Consider the following 15615-nt stretch of genomic DNA (forward strand, 5'->3'; position numbering starts at 1 on the left):
AAAATAGTAGCCTTACAGAATAATTTTAATTTTTGATCAAATTTTCAGAATTCTACACTTTTATCAACTCAAATATGCAAATATTTTCCTGATCTCTTTTTCTGCTAGGTAGGTCCTTTGATTTTTTTTGAATTCAAAAGTTTATTCCGAACTCAAAAGTCTATTTCTAAGAATCTAGCTGGCTTCCTTTTACAATACAATTACTTTTAATCATGCAAAAGGAGTGAAAATTATTCAGTAAATCACTATTAACCAAACACTTAATAAACAAAGCAAATTGGGTGGTTTCAAATCCATTTTCTTATAGATAATCTGTGAAAAATAATAACCTATAAAAACAGCTTTAAGAATCTGCGCATAAAAAAAACCGACTCTTACGAGCCGGTTTCGTTTTTTATAACAGTAGATTTGTGCTGAGCGAAGCCGAGGCATCGGTCATCCGACATCTAACATCAGGCATTTTTACCCATTCATACTGATCAAAAACTCTGCATTGTCGCGAGTTCCCTTCATTCGGTTGAGTAGGAATTCCATAGACTCTTGCGAGTTCATGTCGCTCATCAGCTTGCGGAGAATCCAAACGCGCTGCATTTCTTCCTTGTCCATCAACAAGTCCTCGCGACGGGTACCGGAACTCAAGACATCGATCGATGGGTAAATTCTTCGGTTGGCTAGCTTTCTGTCCAAAGCCAATTCCATATTACCGGTTCCTTTGAATTCTTCAAAGATCACCTCATCCATTTTGGATCCTGTTTCCACAAGAGCTGTGGCGATGATAGTTAATGAACCTCCATTTTCCACATTTCTCGCTGCACCAAAGAATCGCTTCGGTTTGTGCAAGGCATTGGCATCCACACCACCGGAAAGGATCTTTCCAGAGCTAGGCACTACGGTATTGTGTGCACGGGCAAGTCGGGTGATGGAGTCCAAAAGGATGACTACATCATGTCCTACTTCTACCATTCGCTTAGCTTTTTCCAAAACGATGTTGGCAACTTTCACATGACGCTCGGCTTGCTCATCAAAAGTGGAGGAAATCACCTCGCCTCGTACGGATCGGGCCATATCAGTCACTTCTTCAGGTCGCTCATCGATCAGCAAGATCATCAGGTGTACTTCCGGATGGTTTTTAGCAATAGCATTAGCGATTTGCTGCAATAGTACCGTCTTACCAGTTTTTGGCTGGGCTACGATCATACCTCGCTGACCTTTTCCGATAGGAGCAAAAAGGTCCAGGATTCTGGTAGAATAGCCATCTGGCTTTGCAGAAAGGTTTAATCTTTCTTCAGGGAAAAGTGGAGTCAGGTATTCGAAAGGAACCCGATCACGAATTTCGTCTGTCGTCTTTCCGTTGACGGTGCCGATTTTCAAAAGGGCAAAGTATTTTTCACCCTCTTTAGGTGGTCGGATCGAGCCTTTGATATGGTCTCCCGTTTTCAGGCCGAATAGTTTGACCTGACTCGGTGATACATAAATATCATCTGGAGAAGCGAGATAGTTATAATCCAGTGAGCGAAGGAAACCATAGCCTTCTGGCATCATTTCCAATACACCTTCATTTTCGATGACACCGTCAAATTCTTTCGGGCTGACGTAGGTCTTCTTCTTATTGCTTGGAACTGTTTCTGCTGCAGGGGTATGAATTTCATCTTGCGACTTGAAGTTTTTGCGCTTTGGAAGCTCTACTTCAGGTTCAGCTGCTGCCTCTGGTTTCGCCTTTTCATCTTTGGATTCGTTGGCTACGTTGACCTCTTCAAAAACTTTGCGCCTTGGTCTAAAAGTTTTGGGATTTTCATCTCCGCTTTCCTGTCTTTTTTCAGGTCTGCTCTTGGGAGCTTCAGCCTTTTCAGGTTCTGCCGCTTTTTTCTCCGGCTTGCCTTGCTCTTTAGGAAGTTCGGTTACGTTTTGTCTTCGGAATTTTGGTTTGAATTCCGGCTCTTCTTCCTTAGGTGCTGGTTTTTCTTTCTTTTCCGGCTTTGCTGCCTTTGCAGGTTCTGCGGCCTTGGGAGGCTCTTGAGTTGACTCTGCTGCTGAAGGTTTTTTCTTAGGGAGGGCTTGCTCTGGGGTGATAGCTTGCTGGTCGAGGATGGCGTAGACGAGTTCGTCTTTTTTGAGGGATTTGAAGTTTTTGACGCCCAGTTCCTCGGCGATTTCCTTCAGTTCAGACAATAATCTGATTCTGAGTTCTTCTATGTTGTACATAAAGAGAGTATGAGTGAATGATAATAATAGTGTGCTTAACGCGGTTTTGATCGCAAATGAAGATCGTAGCAAAAAAGAACTGCTTGAATTGTTCAGGACAAAGTGGGATGCCTGTTCACCTGCGGTATGTCTGCAATATTACAGCTATATCTTAGATTTAACAAATATTTGTTTTTTTCTCTGATTTTTATTGAGCCATCACATTTCGGATGATCGCGATGGATTTCCAAACTTGATTGCTATCGAGTTGCTCTCCATAGAAAACCAGCAAAAAGTCCAATAATTTGCTCCGAAGCTCCTTTTTTACTTTCAATTGGCAGGAATAAGAATACCTCATCAGACATTCCAGGTATTCGATAGCCTGCGGAAGTTCCTGCGCACCAAATGGCAAGGAGCGACTTTCGTCCAATAATTCGTGCGGAGTTTCAGGGCCAAAACCGATAAATCTGGCCATCTCCAGAAGAAATACTAGCGGAAAGTGCTTGATTTCCTGTGTATTCCGGTCCAAACACAGAAGCGAATTTTTGAGCCAGTCGAATAATTGTTCGTTGTGATAATTTTCATAAATGGACTTGGCAACCGCTTCTGCCAGAAAAAGTGCAATACTTGTGCGGGGAAATTCATAAGGAATCAGTGCATAGGGATGAGCTAGTTTGGACTCGGAGATTCGCTGCAGTCCCGAATTTTCCTTTTCATAGACTACCAAATCCAAAATGGTCATCGGTTGATAAAGAGCTGCTTTTGATTTGGTACCAGCTTTTCTCACTCCATTGATGATGTAGGATTTTAGTCCGAGTTCGCGGGTAAAGATTTTGACAATCAGGCTTGTATCCCTGTACCGCATTGAGTTGATGACTATTCCCTCAGTCTTTTTGAGCATCAGCGTTTGTCTTCAAAGAAGCATTTTCGGCATCGCGCCTCATAGATACTATGCTCTCCCAGCATTACTTTCTGTTTGGAATCGGAAAGTCGGAGGGAAAAAGCAGCCAAATCCCCGCATTTCATGCAAATCGCGTGGACTTTGGACACATACTCTGCTACTGCCATCAACTTGGGCATGGGCTCGAAAGGCTGCCCTTCAAAGTCCATGTCAAGACCCGCCATGATTACCCGCTTGCCCTGATTGGCGAGTTGGGTGACCACGGATACGATTCTATCATCAAAAAATTGCACCTCATCTATCCCTACCACATCACAGTTTCCGCTGAGTAGCAAAATATCTTCTGCAAAATCAACAGGAGTGGAGCGGATCGAATTTTCATTATGGGATACTACTTCCTCTTCGTGATAGCGAGTGTCGATTTTGGGTTTGAAAATCTCAACTTTCAATCGGGCGATTTTGGCACGATTTAATCTGCGAATCAGTTCTTCGGTTTTTCCAGAAAACATAGATCCACAAATCACCTCAAGTTGACCTTTTCGGTCATGAGCTCCGCTTCTACGCACAGATGGTTCTATAAACATGCCTTACTCGCTGTAGTCTAGATGGGGAAATTTGTTGATTTCTGCCACTCGGATTCGAAGATCGCCTTCAGGAATTTCCGTTTGGCAGCAAAGTCTTTCATCTTCTTTCAATCTTCCTTGTTTTTTGTAGAAAAGCTCCCGTTCATTGGGTGCATCGAGATTTTCCATCCCAGAAACGACGATCATTTTGCAACTGGTGCAACGACCTTTTTTACCGCAGGCATGCATCCAATCGATGCCGTTTTCATGAATTAATTCAATAACTTTACCCGAGCGATTGCCCGAGTCCAGGGTACGATTATATAGGTTCTCTATCACTATTCGGGACATTTCTTCGTTGACTTTAGTAAATCACCAAGTGAATGACAACTCAAATTAACAGCAAATATTTAGAAAATTACGCCAAAGCGTACTCCGAGACCGTCTGCGAACGGTTTTTTACTGATCGGCAATTTATCTCAGGACAGGATATCGTTGGCTTGACCAGCTCTGTCCAAGTTAATTTCTTTGTGATCAAGCATCTCTTCGAGCTGTGGCAGAAGGAATTACAGAAACTGAAAAGCAATCCCTATTTCGACTATCGGGATATTTCAGTTCATGAAGCCTTAACCCAGTTTATGAATGTGCTCTCCCGAAGAATCCGAGTGGAGAAAGGACATTTTCAGCCCTTGCTAGAAGAGGCGGTGAAAAGAGCGATAGAACTGGCCACCGATCCTGTAAGCTATTATCAATCTGAAATCGATCAGGCTCCGGCAAAGCAGATCAATGAATACCTGCGTGAGAATAAAAAGTATTATAAATGGCATGCTCAATTGATTAATTTTTTGATCGATAAGGCTGGGTTTGGTCAGGAGGCTTCGGATTACAAAAAAGCTATCGCAGCCAATTACCAAGCAGTAAAGGATCAATTGGAGTCTGTCAACTTGCTTCTTGCCACCTTAGGCGATGTCAAAGCTTTTGATCTCGATGCCTATCTACAAAATGACAGTCAAGCTGAAGCGGAAGCAGTTGCTCTAAGCCCAAAGACGGAGGAGGAGTCTGCTTCTTTCTTTGAGAATCTCGAAGAAGAGGAAGTAAAAGAAGCTCCTCAAGCGAAAGTGGAAACTACACCTGAGCCGGTTGCCTCTACCCCAAAGAGTCCAAGTCCAAGTACATCAGGCTCGATTCAAGTGAGGCAAGTTCGCGCTAGATTCTCTGCTGAGAGTTACAAAGGCATGAAAGGGATTATTGGTGAATTGTCGGAAAGCTTGGCCATCAATCAGCGCTTCATGTTTCGAAAGGAGCTTTTCGAAGGTAATGATGACTTATTGACTCATGCTTTGAAATCCCTTGATGCCTGTGATTCACTTGAAGACGCCATCGAATTAATTAATAATCGATACCTGCCCGAGTTAGGATGGGAGCCTAATTCAGAACCAGTGGACGAATTTCTTTCTTTGGTGTATAGGCGCTTTTTGGATTAACCTAATCGGCCCAATTGCTGAGAACGGGATGCATCCATTTTGATAAAGATGAATAGCAAAATGGTAAATGACCAAAGAGAGGATCCTCCATAACTGAAAAATGGAAGAGGAATTCCCACTACCGGGAAAAGCCCTATCGTCATCGAAATATTGATCATAAAGTGAAAAAGAATGATAGAAAGCACGGAGTAGCCATAGACTCTGGCAAATCGTGTTTTCTGTCGCTCTGCCATGACGACCAGCCGGTAAAGCAAAGTCATAAACAATCCGATTACTACCAAGCTGCCCAGCCAGCCAAATTCTTCCCCTAGCGTACAGAAGATAAAATCCGTGTGTTGTTCCGGTACGAAATCAAACTTGGTTTGGGTGCCTTGCAAATAACCCTTTCCTAAGAATCCACCTGAACCAATGGCGATTTTGGACTGGGTTACATTCCAACCAACACCAAGCGGATCCAAGTCAGGGTTGAACAAAACCATGATTCTGTTTTGCTGATGAGGAGGAAGCTTGGATACGACAAAATCGATACTATAGCTATATCCTATCATCACCAGAGCAATCGCCCCAAATACCAGCGTCCTTTTCCAAGATCGCTTTCCGATGGATACTAATAATAAAAAGATTAGACCTATTCCGATTGCTAGGTATAAATTGTTTTCAATGCCAAGAGCGAGTAGAGACAGGGCAATAAAACCAAGGCCCAAAATGTAATAGCGCTGGGGAAAGCCTTCTCGATAAAACATGATGAAAAGCGCAAAGTAAACCATTGCCGTACCCGTGTCAGGCTGCAGCAAAATCAGGATTACTGGTGCCATCATCACTCCCAAGGCAATAAGTTGGTTTTTGGTTTGGGAGAGATCGAAATTCGGCCTTTCCATCACCTTTGCTAGCGCGAGTGCTGTTGCGAATTTGGCAAACTCCCCAGGCTGAATTCTAAAGGAACCAACCCCGATAGACAGGACCTGCCCGTTTACTTCTTTGCCGAGAAAGGGCGTCAATAGAAGTAAAACAAGGAAAAAGAGGTAAACCGGAAGTGCAAGATTTTCAAAAAGCCGATGATCAGCGGCCATGATTACAAGGATAATCGCCACCGAAGCACCGATCCAAACAAGCTGCTTACCCGAGTTGATAGAAAAGTCAAAAATGCTTTTGGCAGCCTGCCCGTCAAAAACCGCCGCATAGATATTAAACCAGCCTATGATGACTAAAGCAAAATAGACTAGTACGGTAGGCCAATCGACGCGACTGATGGGTAGATCGTTGCTTCGCATTAATAAATGAAGTTATTGGCCAATACATATTCTTCTAACTGAGGTCTGGTGATTTGTCCTCGAAGGTACTTTTCAATCATCAAACTCGCTGTACTTGCTGCAGCTCTACCACCCCAACCCGCATTTTCTACATAGACAGCAATCGCAATCTTCGGATCATCTTTTGGTGCGAAAGCAACAAATACTGAGTGATCTTCTCCATGTGGGTTTTGGGCTGTTCCTGTTTTACCGGCAATCACTAAATCCTGAATAATCGCCCGATTTGCTGTTCCATAAAGTGCTTCCGCCATCGCATCCTGAATCAAATCAAAGTGCTTTGGATCGACGCCTACATCATTTTTGATTCGGAATTTAGCGGGTATTCTCGTAGGATCACCATCCACAGCCTTAATCAAATGAGGCGTGTAATAATATCCTTTGTTGGCAAAAATAGCCGCCAGATTCGCCATTTGTAATGGAGTAACTTGCAACTCACCCTGTCCAATGGAAAGTGAATAAATCGTAGAATATTTCCAGCGACCTTCTCCATACACTCGATCGTATAGTTTGCTGGATGGAACATCGCCGCCGTATTCGCCGACCATATCCACTCCAAGTTTTCCGCCAAGTCCGAATTTCATCACTTTTTCCCGCCAGGCATCCAGACCGATCTGTGTATCCTTAAAGGTATTGCTGGAGATCTCCTGATTGATGATCCTTCGGAAAGCCTGATGGTAATATGGGTTACAGGAATTTCGGATAGCTCCGAAAAGATTGACCGGAGAAGGATGATTGTGGCAAGCTACCAAAGATCTGTTACAAGCAAAGGTCGTCTCTGGGAATAGAATGCCCTCTTGCAAACCAATCAAGCTCTGCACAATTTTGAAAATGGAGCCAGGTGGGTAGCGGGCCATGACCGGACGATTCAGGAAAGGCTTGCTATCCATCGAATTGAGGATAGAGTAGTTTTTTCCAAAATCAGCTCCAGTCAGTTCATTTGGGTCATAAAAAGGAGCAGAAATCATGGCTAAGATTTCCCCTGTCTTTGGTTCAATGGCTACCACTGACCCGGTTTTACCTTCCATCAGATGCTCACCGTATAGCTGAAGTTCTCGATCCAGTGTTGACGTTAGGTTGATTCCTGCAACGGACGCGGTATCGTAAGCCCCATCTTTGAATGGTCCCTTATCTACGCCTCGGACGTTGACCATTTTGTATTTGACCCCTTTTTGACCTCTCAGTTCATCTTCGTAAAATCGCTCCATTCCACTTAGGCCTACATAATCACCCTGTTCGTAGTAGTCTGAGCTATCTCTTTCGAGTTGGCGGGCATTAATCTCCCCGATATAGCCAAGGGCATGAGCTGCAATAGGAGTAGGGTAGGAGCGTACAGATCTTGTGGTAATAAATAGCCCTGGATAATCGATCAGAAAATCTTGGATTTTGGCAAAATCCGTTGAAGAAATTTGCTTGATCAGCGGAGATGGCTTGACGGATGAATACTTTTTAGCAGCATTGTAAGCTGTGACCAGGTCTTCTTTTTCAATCCCAAAAATCGAAAGGAATTTAGCAGTGTCCTTTACAGAGAATTCCTTGGGTACGACCATCAGGTCAAAAATAGGATTATTGTAAACGAGGAGTTCGCCGTTTCGATCATAAATCAATCCACGATAAGGATGATCCACCACTCGCTGAATGGCATTTCGCTCTGCCCTACGGGTAAAGCTGTCGTCCATTACCTGTATCATAAAAAGCTTGGTCAGCAAAACTAAGCCAACTAAGGAAATGACGATAATGATGACAAACGGCCTCTTGTCGTTCATAGAATACTCCTCCTTCTTTTATAGAACAACGCTTGTACAAGTATAGCCAAAAGCACCGTTAAAATGGAGGAAAAAAAGCTTTTGTTTAGGATATTGAAAACACCCATGGTTCCCCATTGATCTACTGTGAAAAACAAAAGAGAAAACAAGAATGTCATAGGAACAATATAGGTCAAATACCAACCTGTACCCATTTCTTGAAGGGTAGGGGAAGTTCCTTCGTCGTATCCACCTGTTGGACTGATAATTCGTAACCAGATAGGTCGAAAAAATCCAATAAATGTAGTGCCGACTGCATGAATTCCTCCCGTATCATAAAACATATCCACTGTCAGTCCGACTAAGAAACTGATCACCAAAAGCGAAATGGTCGATATGTTGACAGGTAGGTGTAAAATGAGCAATAGATAAATGAAACAAAGAGCAACGCCAAAGAGTGCCAGGTTTTTCAAAAAGAATATCTGAATAACCAGCAGCAACAATCCCCAGATGATTGTCGAAAAAAGATTTCTAATATTCATCGCTTATCTCGGCTTGTTGATAGAGAGAATCCCGCTCCTCAATGGATGTATTTCTGACTAGATACACATAATTAAGCTTGCTGAAGTCAGCACTCAGTTGCACACTGATATCTAGGTAATTTTGGTTTTCAGATGGATTGACGCTTTTGATCGTGCCAATCAAAATCCCTTCCGGAAACACAGCGTTGTAGCCGGAAGTGATTACGGTGTCTCCAGGGGAAGGGGTCACGTGTCTAGGTACATAGAGCATTTTGGCCACCTGAGTATCTTTTCCATCCCAGTTGATAGATCCGAAGACATCGCTTGATTTGATTTTGGAAGAGACCAATAGCCCAGTATTTAGGAGGGAAATACCCACGGAGAAGTTTTTGGAGACCTCCTTAATTCTTCCCACGGCACCATTTTGGGTGAAAATCCCCATTCCCTCTGTGACTCCATCGTCCGCACCTCGATTGATCGTGATGTGATTCTGGGCTAGACGCAGGGTTTGGCCTACTATTTTACCACCGATGATTTCAAAGGAAGCCTTAAAACTGGAATCCAAAGGAGCGTAAGAAACACTATCCATGGAATTTTGACCAATCAACTCCTTCAACAAGCGGGCATTTTGAGCGCTTAGCTTATCATTTTCTTCAGAAAGACTGAAAAATCCTGTAATGTCAGATTGAGTTTTCAATAATGACCCGGATATGGCCATCGAGCTATTGAAAAATGCTGCTCCTTGGGGAGAGTTATTTCTGACCACCATCCAGATGGCGATGATTTCTAATAAGACAAATAGTAAAAAGGCCCTTAGTTTATAAAGGAATTCGAAAATGCGTAGCATTCGGGCTTTAAGTCATCAATACGGTTCGGAAATTATGCAAGTTTTTCAGCGCTGTGCCTGTTCCTCGTACTACTGCACGAAGTGGATCTTCAGCGATGTGAATGGGCAATTTGGTTTTTTGATGTAATCGCTTGTCCAAGCCTTTAAGAAGTGCTCCTCCTCCGGTGAGGTGGATACCATTATCATAAATATCTGCTGAAAGTTCAGGTGGAGCAATCTCCAATGCTTTCAAAACCGCCTCTTCTATTTTTGAGACTGATTTATCCAGAGCAAAGGCAATTTCGGAATAAGACACCTTGATTACTTTCGGGATACCGGTCATCAAATCCCTACCTCTGATTTCGTAATCTTCTGGGGCGTCATCGAGTTCCGTAAGTGCAGATCCAATGGCAATTTTTACCTTCTCGGCAGATCGCTCACCGATGAGTAAATTGTGCTGTCTCCGCATGTAGTCCAATATATCTTTGGTGAAGGTATCACCTGCCACTCGGATGGACTGATCAGCTACAATGCCTGAAAGCGCGATCAAGGCGATCTCAGTAGTACCTCCTCCGATATCTACGATCATAGACCCCATTGGCTTTTCGATATCTATTCCGATACCGATTGCCGCAGCGATTGGTTCAAACACCATGTATACCTCCTTCGCACCTGCATGCTCAGCAGAGTCACGTACCGCTCGTTTTTCTACTTCAGTGATCCCAGATGGGATACAGATGACCATCCGATGCGATTGCGGGAACATTCCTTTTTTCTGTCCGGGGATCATTTTGATGAGACCTCGGATCATTTGCTCAGCGGCGTAGAAGTCGGCGATTACTCCATCTTTCAGTGGGCGGATTGTTTTGATGTTTTCATGCGTTTTCTCATGCATGTTCATAGCTTCTCTTCCGACCGCAAGCACACGGTTATTGGTCTTGTCAATCGCAATAATAGAGGGCTCGTCCACCACGATTTTATCTTTGTGGATAATCAGCGTGTTGGCAGTACCAAGGTCTATGGCAATGTCACTTGAGAAAAAATCAAATAATCCCATTTTTATTTTGGTGTTTTTGAAGGTAAATGAAGTAGGGTCTAACAGCTCTCAACAAGATACGCATATTAAACGGAGGTCGGCAAAATTATTATGTTCTGACCACAAAAAGGAATCTCGGGGCATATTTTTTGGATCAAATTTCAAGTCGTATATCTCAGGCTCTTAAAATGTTTCATTTCTTTTAAAATTTTATTTGAATGGATGGTGGTTTCTTTAAATTTCCTCTTGGGGGGAGAATTGGTTTTCGATTAAATTTATTTTACCTTTGTGCCGTATTCGATAGTTTCTAGAGGGGACCACATGTCCCCTCTTTCATTATGCTTACTGTATGAATGATTTGAAAGATAGACTTGAGGCTTTGGTTACTGATTGTTTGCCGGACGAAAGTCATTTTCTGGTGGATTTACAGCTGACTTCCAAGTCTAATCAGCTGCTATTGAATATTTTGATCGATGCGGATGCAGGACTGACGATCGACAGTTGTGCAAAAGTGAGTCGAGCAGTGTCCGGAGAGATTGAAGCATTAGAATTGATCGATTCGGCTTATCGAATTGAAGTTTCTTCTCCGGGAGTGGATTTTCCACTTTCTACTGAAAGACAGTATAGAAAAAACGTCGGGAGGGAGTTGAAAGTATTTCTTCAGGACGGGAAGGAATTGAAAGGAAAACTAATATCGGTCTCCGAATCAGGAATAGTTTTGGAGGTAAAAATGAAAGAAAAAGGAAAAAAAGCGGTGTTACAGGAAGTAAATGTTGCTTTTGAGGATATCAAAAAATCAGTTGTACAAGTATCTTTTAAATAAATCAAATGGATGCCAAAGTCTTAATAGATTCCTTCGCTGAATTTGCGAGATCTAAAAATGTGGATCGACCTACCATGATCCGTATTCTTGAGGATGTATTCAGAGCCATGATCCGTAAAAAATTTGAAACGGACGAAAACTTTGACGTGACAATCAATGCTGATAAAGGAGACTTAGAGATCTTCCGTATCCGTGAGATTGTGGATGACAATTCTGAAGATATTTGGGATTTTGATAAAATCAGCCTGACCGATGCCCGCAAAATCGAACCGGATTTTGAGATCGGTGAGGAGGTTTATGAAAAAATCGAACTGGAAGAGTTTGGGCGAAGAGCTGTGCAGATGGCACGTCAGACTTTGATCCAGCGAATCAAGGACTTGGAGAAGGACATTCTTTTCAATAAATATGAAGAATTGGTCGGAGAGGTAGTCTCTGCTGAGGTTTACCAGATTCTCGGCCGTGAGATTCTTATGATTGATGGAGAGGGGAATGAGCTGATTTTGCCTAAAGGAGAGCAAATCCCTAAGGATCGATTTAGAAAAGGCGATACCGTGAAGGCCATCGTCCACAAGGTTGACATGATGAATGGCAACCCAAAAATCATTTTGTCAAGAACATCTCCTGTTTTCTTGGAGAGACTCTTCGAAAATGAAGTGCCTGAAGTTTATGATGGCTTGATTACCATTGTAAAGATCGTTCGAGAGCCAGGAGAGCGAGCCAAGGTGGCTGTAGAATCTTATGATGATCGAATTGATCCAGTAGGTGCATGTGTCGGAATGAAAGGGTCAAGAATTCATGCGATTGTGCGTGAATTGCAAAACGAGAACATCGACGTGATTAATTTCACAGAGAATTTGGACCTTTATGTAGCCCGGGCATTAAGTCCTGCTAAGGTATCTTCATTGAGTGTCAATGAGGAAACTCGTCGGATTTCTGTATTTCTAAAGCCCGATCAGGTATCTTTGGCAATCGGAAAAGGCGGATACAATATCAAATTGGCAAGCCGATTGGTAGGATATGAGATCGACGTGTTCAGAGAGCTGAATGAAAATGAGGAAGAAGACGTCGATTTGATCGAATTTGAAGATGAAATTGATGCTTGGATCATCGATGAGTTGAAGAAAACTGGTTTGGACACGGCTCGTTCCGTATTGGCTTTGACCAAAGAAGATTTGGTAAGAAGAACCGAACTGGAAGAAGAGACCATCGAGGAGATCTTCAAGATATTAAAACAAGAGTTTGAATAAGTCAGGGTGTTTAGCCCGTAGAATTACCCAATAGTAAAAAAGATTTCGAAAGCGGTTTTTAGCGTATGTCAGAAGAAAAAATGATGAGATTAGGCGCTTTGGCAAGAAAGCTCAACGTAGGGACGGCAACCCTCGTGGAGACTCTTGGCAAAAAAGGCCATGAGGTTCAGGACAATCCCAATTCAAAAATCAGCATGGAGCAAGTAGAGCTGCTGAATCGGGAATTTAGATCCTCTGCTCAGGAAAAAGAAGAAGCATCGCATCTCTCCATAGGGAAGCGACATGAGACAGTTACGCTTGAGCCAGAGCCCAAGCCAGAGCCAGAGCCTGCTCCAGCGCCTGCGCCAACTCCAGCTCCCGCACCCAAAGAGGAAGTGCCTGCTCCTACACCTCCGAAAAAAGAAGAACCGAAAACTGCTCCAGCAGAGCCTAAGGCACCTGAAGCTGAAAAAGAGGAAAAAGCTGATATCGAAGCCCCTAAATTGGAAGGGATTAAGGTATTGGGTAAAATTGATCTTCCTCAAAAGACAGATCATAAAAAAGGTGGAAGACATGAGAAGCAGTCAAGACCTGCTCCAGCTAAGCCCGCTCCAGCTCCTCAAAAACCAAAAGAGGAGAAAAAGGCTCCAACTGTAGCTAAGCCACAACCAAAAGAAGAAGTAAAACCAGTCGCTCCAAAACCTGCTCAGCCTGAGCAACCAAAGAAGGAGGAGCTTATTTCCGCAAAAGCTGACAATCTGAAAGGATTAACCGTCCTAGGTAAGATTGAATTACCTGCTGAAAAGAAAAAGAAAGGTGGTCCAGTAGCTTCTTCCGATGAACGAGCCAGAGATAAAAAGCGACCTAGGAAGCGTATCGATAAAGGCGGTAATCGAAATAGAAATCAAGGCGATAGAAATCAAAAAGGAGCTCCTAAAGGACAGCAAGGTAGAAACCAGAAAGCTGAACCTACTCAAAAGGAAATCCAAGATCAAATCAAGCAGACTTTGGCAAGACTACAGGGCGGAAAGTCAGGTAGTAAGAAAAGCCGACGTGATAAGAAAGCAGAACGCGAAAGAGATACTACAGATGTAGTACAGGAAGGATCAAAAATCCTAAAAGTTACCGAGTTTATCTCTGCGAATGACTTGGCGGCACTCTTGGACGTATCCGTAAATGAGATTATCTCCACTTGTATGTCTTTGGGAATGTTTGTTTCCATCAACCAACGATTGGATGCGGAAGCAATCACCATTATTGCTGATGAATTTGGCTATGAGGTTGAATTTACCAAGGATATCGAAGATGAAATCGTAGAGGAGGAAGTCGATAAGGAAGAGGATTTGATTGAGCGTGCACCGATCGTCACGATCATGGGTCACGTCGATCATGGTAAAACCTCCCTACTGGATTATATCCGTATGTCAAAAGTAACTGCTGATGAGGCAGGGGGTATCACCCAGCACATCGGTGCTTACGATGTAAGAACCAAAGACGGACATAAAATTGCATTCTTGGATACTCCGGGTCACGAAGCCTTTACGGCGATGCGAGCTCGTGGTGCTAAAATCACTGACGTGGCCATTATCGTGATCGCTGCGGATGATAGCATCATGCCACAGACCAAAGAAGCAATCAACCATGCTCAGGTAGCTGGCGTACCGATGATTTTTGCGATCAACAAGGTGGATAAGCCTAACGCAAATCCAAATAAAATCAAGGAAGAACTTGCCAACATGAATTTGCTGGTAGAGGAATGGGGCGGTAAATACCAGTCTCAGGATATCTCTGCAAAAACAGGTCAAGGTGTTGATGATCTTTTGGAGAAAGTACTCCTAGAGTCAGAAATTCTTGAGTTGAAAGCCAATCCAGGTAAAAATGCGGTAGGTACTGTCATTGAAGCATCCTTGGATAAGGGTCGTGGATATGTGGCTACTTTGATGATTCAAGCTGGTACACTTCGAGTAGGTGATGTGATGGTGGCTGGTTCGCACTATGGACGTGTGAAGGCCATGTTTGACCATACTGGTAAAAAACTCAAGGAAGCCGGACCATCTACACCGGTTCAGGTACTTGGCTTGAGTGGTGCTCCGCAAGCTGGTGATATTATCAAGGTTTACGACAATGAGCGTGAAGCCAGAGAAATTGCCAACTCCAGAGAGCAAATCCAGCGTGAGCAAAGTCTCCGTACCAAGAAGCACATTACTTTGGATGAAATCGGTCGTCGATTGGCTATCGGTAGCTTCAAAGAACTTAATATCATTATCAAAGGTGACGTGGATGGATCAGTGGAAGCACTCTCTGATTCCTTGTTGAAGCTTTCTACCGATGAGGTGAAAGTAAGTATCATCCACAAAGCTGTGGGTCAGATTTCTGAATCCGATGTGCTTTTGGCTTCAGCATCCGATGCGATTATTCTTGGATTCCAGGTTCGTCCTTCTGCCAACGCGAAGCGACTTGCCGAGCAGGAAGAAATCGAAATTCGTCACTACTCAATCATCTACGATGCGATCAATCAAATCAAAGATGCGATCGAGGGTATGCTTGAGCCAGAGTTTGAAGAAGTCATCACCGGTAATATCCAGGTTCGTGAGGTATTCAAGATTTCTAAAGTCGGAACAGTTGCAGGTTCATACGTAACTGACGGATACATCACCAGAAAGAACAAGATTCGAGTGATTCGAGACGGAATCGTTATTCACGATGGAGAAATCGATCAGTTGAAGCGATTCAAGGATGACGTAGCCGAGGTAAAAGCAGGCTATGAGTGTGGTATCTCAATTAAAAACTTCAACAATATCCAAGTAGATGACACCATCGAAGGATATGAGATGCGAGAGATCAAGCGAAAGCTTTAAGCTTTTGATCAAATCAATAAATGGAAGGAGCGGTGAAAACTGCTCCTTTTTTATTTTCATACTACTAGGTTCAAAAATTAGCTTGAATATTAATTTTATCAGGCCATCCTCGTTTTTTGACCCGAAGAATCGCAATTAAGGGGT

13 protein-coding genes are annotated in these 15615 nt (G+C 43.2%); 4 read left to right on the forward strand and 9 right to left on the reverse strand.

The genetic code is table 11. From position 1 onward, the window contains the following. Positions 1–462 precede the first annotated feature (462 nt). The 4 genes from rho to CDH51_RS13625 form a co-directional block, all read right to left on the reverse strand. Positions 463–2202: a transcription termination factor Rho gene (rho, locus tag CDH51_RS13610; RefSeq protein ID WP_100629065.1), complete on the reverse strand. Its 1740-nt coding sequence runs from the start codon at positions 2200–2202 to the stop codon at positions 463–465. A gap of 187 nt (positions 2203–2389) precedes the next feature. Continuing rightward, complete coding sequence (recO, locus tag CDH51_RS13615) at positions 2390–3082, reverse strand: DNA repair protein RecO (RefSeq protein WP_100629066.1); 693 nt, start codon at positions 3080–3082, stop codon at positions 2390–2392. Then, positions 3082–3666 (reverse strand): thymidine kinase, encoded by a 585-nt coding sequence (locus CDH51_RS13620; protein ID WP_024283788.1) that lies wholly within the window; start codon positions 3664–3666, stop codon positions 3082–3084. The genes recO and CDH51_RS13620 overlap by 1 nt, the downstream gene beginning before the upstream one ends. Positions 3667–3669: 3 nt before the next feature. After that, entirely contained in the window at positions 3670–3996 is a 327-nt protein-coding gene (locus CDH51_RS13625) for a 2Fe-2S iron-sulfur cluster-binding protein (protein WP_100629067.1), read from the reverse strand. Positions 3997–4028: 32 nt separating this feature from the next. Between CDH51_RS13625 and CDH51_RS13630 the strand changes: the two genes are divergently transcribed. Next, positions 4029–5129 (forward strand): hypothetical protein, encoded by a 1101-nt coding sequence (locus CDH51_RS13630; RefSeq protein ID WP_100629068.1) that lies wholly within the window; start codon positions 4029–4031, stop codon positions 5127–5129. Here CDH51_RS13630 and rodA read toward each other — a convergent pair. The 5 genes from rodA to CDH51_RS13655 are packed head-to-tail and all read right to left on the reverse strand — an operon-like array spanning position 5126 to position 10585. Next, positions 5126–6400, reverse strand: a complete 1275-nt coding sequence (gene rodA / locus CDH51_RS13635) for a rod shape-determining protein RodA (RefSeq protein ID WP_026947576.1) — start codon at positions 6398–6400, stop codon at positions 5126–5128. The genes CDH51_RS13630 and rodA overlap by 4 nt on opposite strands. Then, a complete protein-coding gene (gene mrdA, locus CDH51_RS13640) occupies positions 6400–8202 on the reverse strand; it encodes a penicillin-binding protein 2 (RefSeq protein WP_100629069.1) in 1803 nt (600 codons plus the stop codon). Before mrdA ends, rodA begins: the two co-directional genes overlap by 1 nt. Then, the gene (locus tag CDH51_RS13645) at positions 8199–8723 is read right to left on the reverse strand and encodes a rod shape-determining protein MreD (protein WP_100629070.1); all 525 of its coding nucleotides are present in this window, start codon (positions 8721–8723) and stop codon (positions 8199–8201) included. Before CDH51_RS13645 ends, mrdA begins: the two co-directional genes overlap by 4 nt. Continuing rightward, a complete protein-coding gene (mreC, locus tag CDH51_RS13650) occupies positions 8713–9549 on the reverse strand; it encodes a rod shape-determining protein MreC (RefSeq protein WP_100629071.1) in 837 nt (278 codons plus the stop codon). Before mreC ends, CDH51_RS13645 begins: the two co-directional genes overlap by 11 nt. A 7-nt stretch (positions 9550–9556) precedes the next feature. Beyond that, complete coding sequence (locus tag CDH51_RS13655) at positions 9557–10585, reverse strand: rod shape-determining protein (protein WP_024283781.1); 1029 nt, start codon at positions 10583–10585, stop codon at positions 9557–9559. Positions 10586–10913: 328 nt separating this feature from the next. Here CDH51_RS13655 and CDH51_RS13660 point away from each other — a divergent pair, with 328 nt between their 5' ends. The 3 genes from CDH51_RS13660 (at position 10914) to infB (ending at position 15471) form a co-directional block, all read left to right on the forward strand. Beyond that, positions 10914–11387 carry a ribosome maturation factor RimP gene (locus CDH51_RS13660; RefSeq protein ID WP_100629072.1) on the forward strand — a complete coding sequence of 158 codons (474 nt, stop codon included), beginning with the start codon at positions 10914–10916 and terminating at the stop codon, positions 11385–11387. 5 nt (positions 11388–11392) lie between these two features. Further along, a complete protein-coding gene (nusA, locus tag CDH51_RS13665) occupies positions 11393–12634 on the forward strand; it encodes a transcription termination factor NusA (RefSeq protein ID WP_026947581.1) in 1242 nt (413 codons plus the stop codon). A 65-nt stretch (positions 12635–12699) separates the two neighbouring features. Beyond that, positions 12700–15471 carry a translation initiation factor IF-2 gene (infB, locus tag CDH51_RS13670; RefSeq protein WP_100629073.1) on the forward strand — a complete coding sequence of 924 codons (2772 nt, stop codon included), beginning with the start codon at positions 12700–12702 and terminating at the stop codon, positions 15469–15471. Positions 15472–15615 lie beyond the last annotated feature (144 nt).

Origin of the sequence: Algoriphagus formosus (assembly GCF_002807035.1) — a bacterium.
GTDB classification, from domain to species: domain Bacteria; phylum Bacteroidota; class Bacteroidia; order Cytophagales; family Cyclobacteriaceae; genus Algoriphagus; species Algoriphagus formosus.

Coding starts and splice junctions, on each gene's coding strand:
- rho (WP_100629065.1), bottom strand. CDS start 2,202: ATGTACAACATAGAAGAACTCAGAATCAGATTATTGTCTGAACTGAAG.
- recO (WP_100629066.1), bottom strand. CDS start 3,082: ATGCTCAAAAAGACTGAGGGAATAGTCATCAACTCAATGCGGTACAGG.
- CDH51_RS13620 (WP_024283788.1), bottom strand. CDS start 3,666: ATGTTTATAGAACCATCTGTGCGTAGAAGCGGAGCTCATGACCGAAAA.
- CDH51_RS13625 (WP_100629067.1), bottom strand. CDS start 3,996: ATGTCCCGAATAGTGATAGAGAACCTATATAATCGTACCCTGGACTCG.
- CDH51_RS13630 (WP_100629068.1), top strand. CDS start 4,029: ATGACAACTCAAATTAACAGCAAATATTTAGAAAATTACGCCAAAGCG.
- rodA (WP_026947576.1), bottom strand. CDS start 6,400: ATGCGAAGCAACGATCTACCCATCAGTCGCGTCGATTGGCCTACCGTA.
- mrdA (WP_100629069.1), bottom strand. CDS start 8,202: ATGAACGACAAGAGGCCGTTTGTCATCATTATCGTCATTTCCTTAGTT.
- CDH51_RS13645 (WP_100629070.1), bottom strand. CDS start 8,723: ATGAATATTAGAAATCTTTTTTCGACAATCATCTGGGGATTGTTGCTG.
- mreC (WP_100629071.1), bottom strand. CDS start 9,549: ATGCTACGCATTTTCGAATTCCTTTATAAACTAAGGGCCTTTTTACTA.
- CDH51_RS13655 (WP_024283781.1), bottom strand. CDS start 10,585: ATGGGATTATTTGATTTTTTCTCAAGTGACATTGCCATAGACCTTGGT.
- CDH51_RS13660 (WP_100629072.1), top strand. CDS start 10,914: ATGAATGATTTGAAAGATAGACTTGAGGCTTTGGTTACTGATTGTTTG.
- nusA (WP_026947581.1), top strand. CDS start 11,393: ATGGATGCCAAAGTCTTAATAGATTCCTTCGCTGAATTTGCGAGATCT.
- infB (WP_100629073.1), top strand. CDS start 12,700: ATGTCAGAAGAAAAAATGATGAGATTAGGCGCTTTGGCAAGAAAGCTC.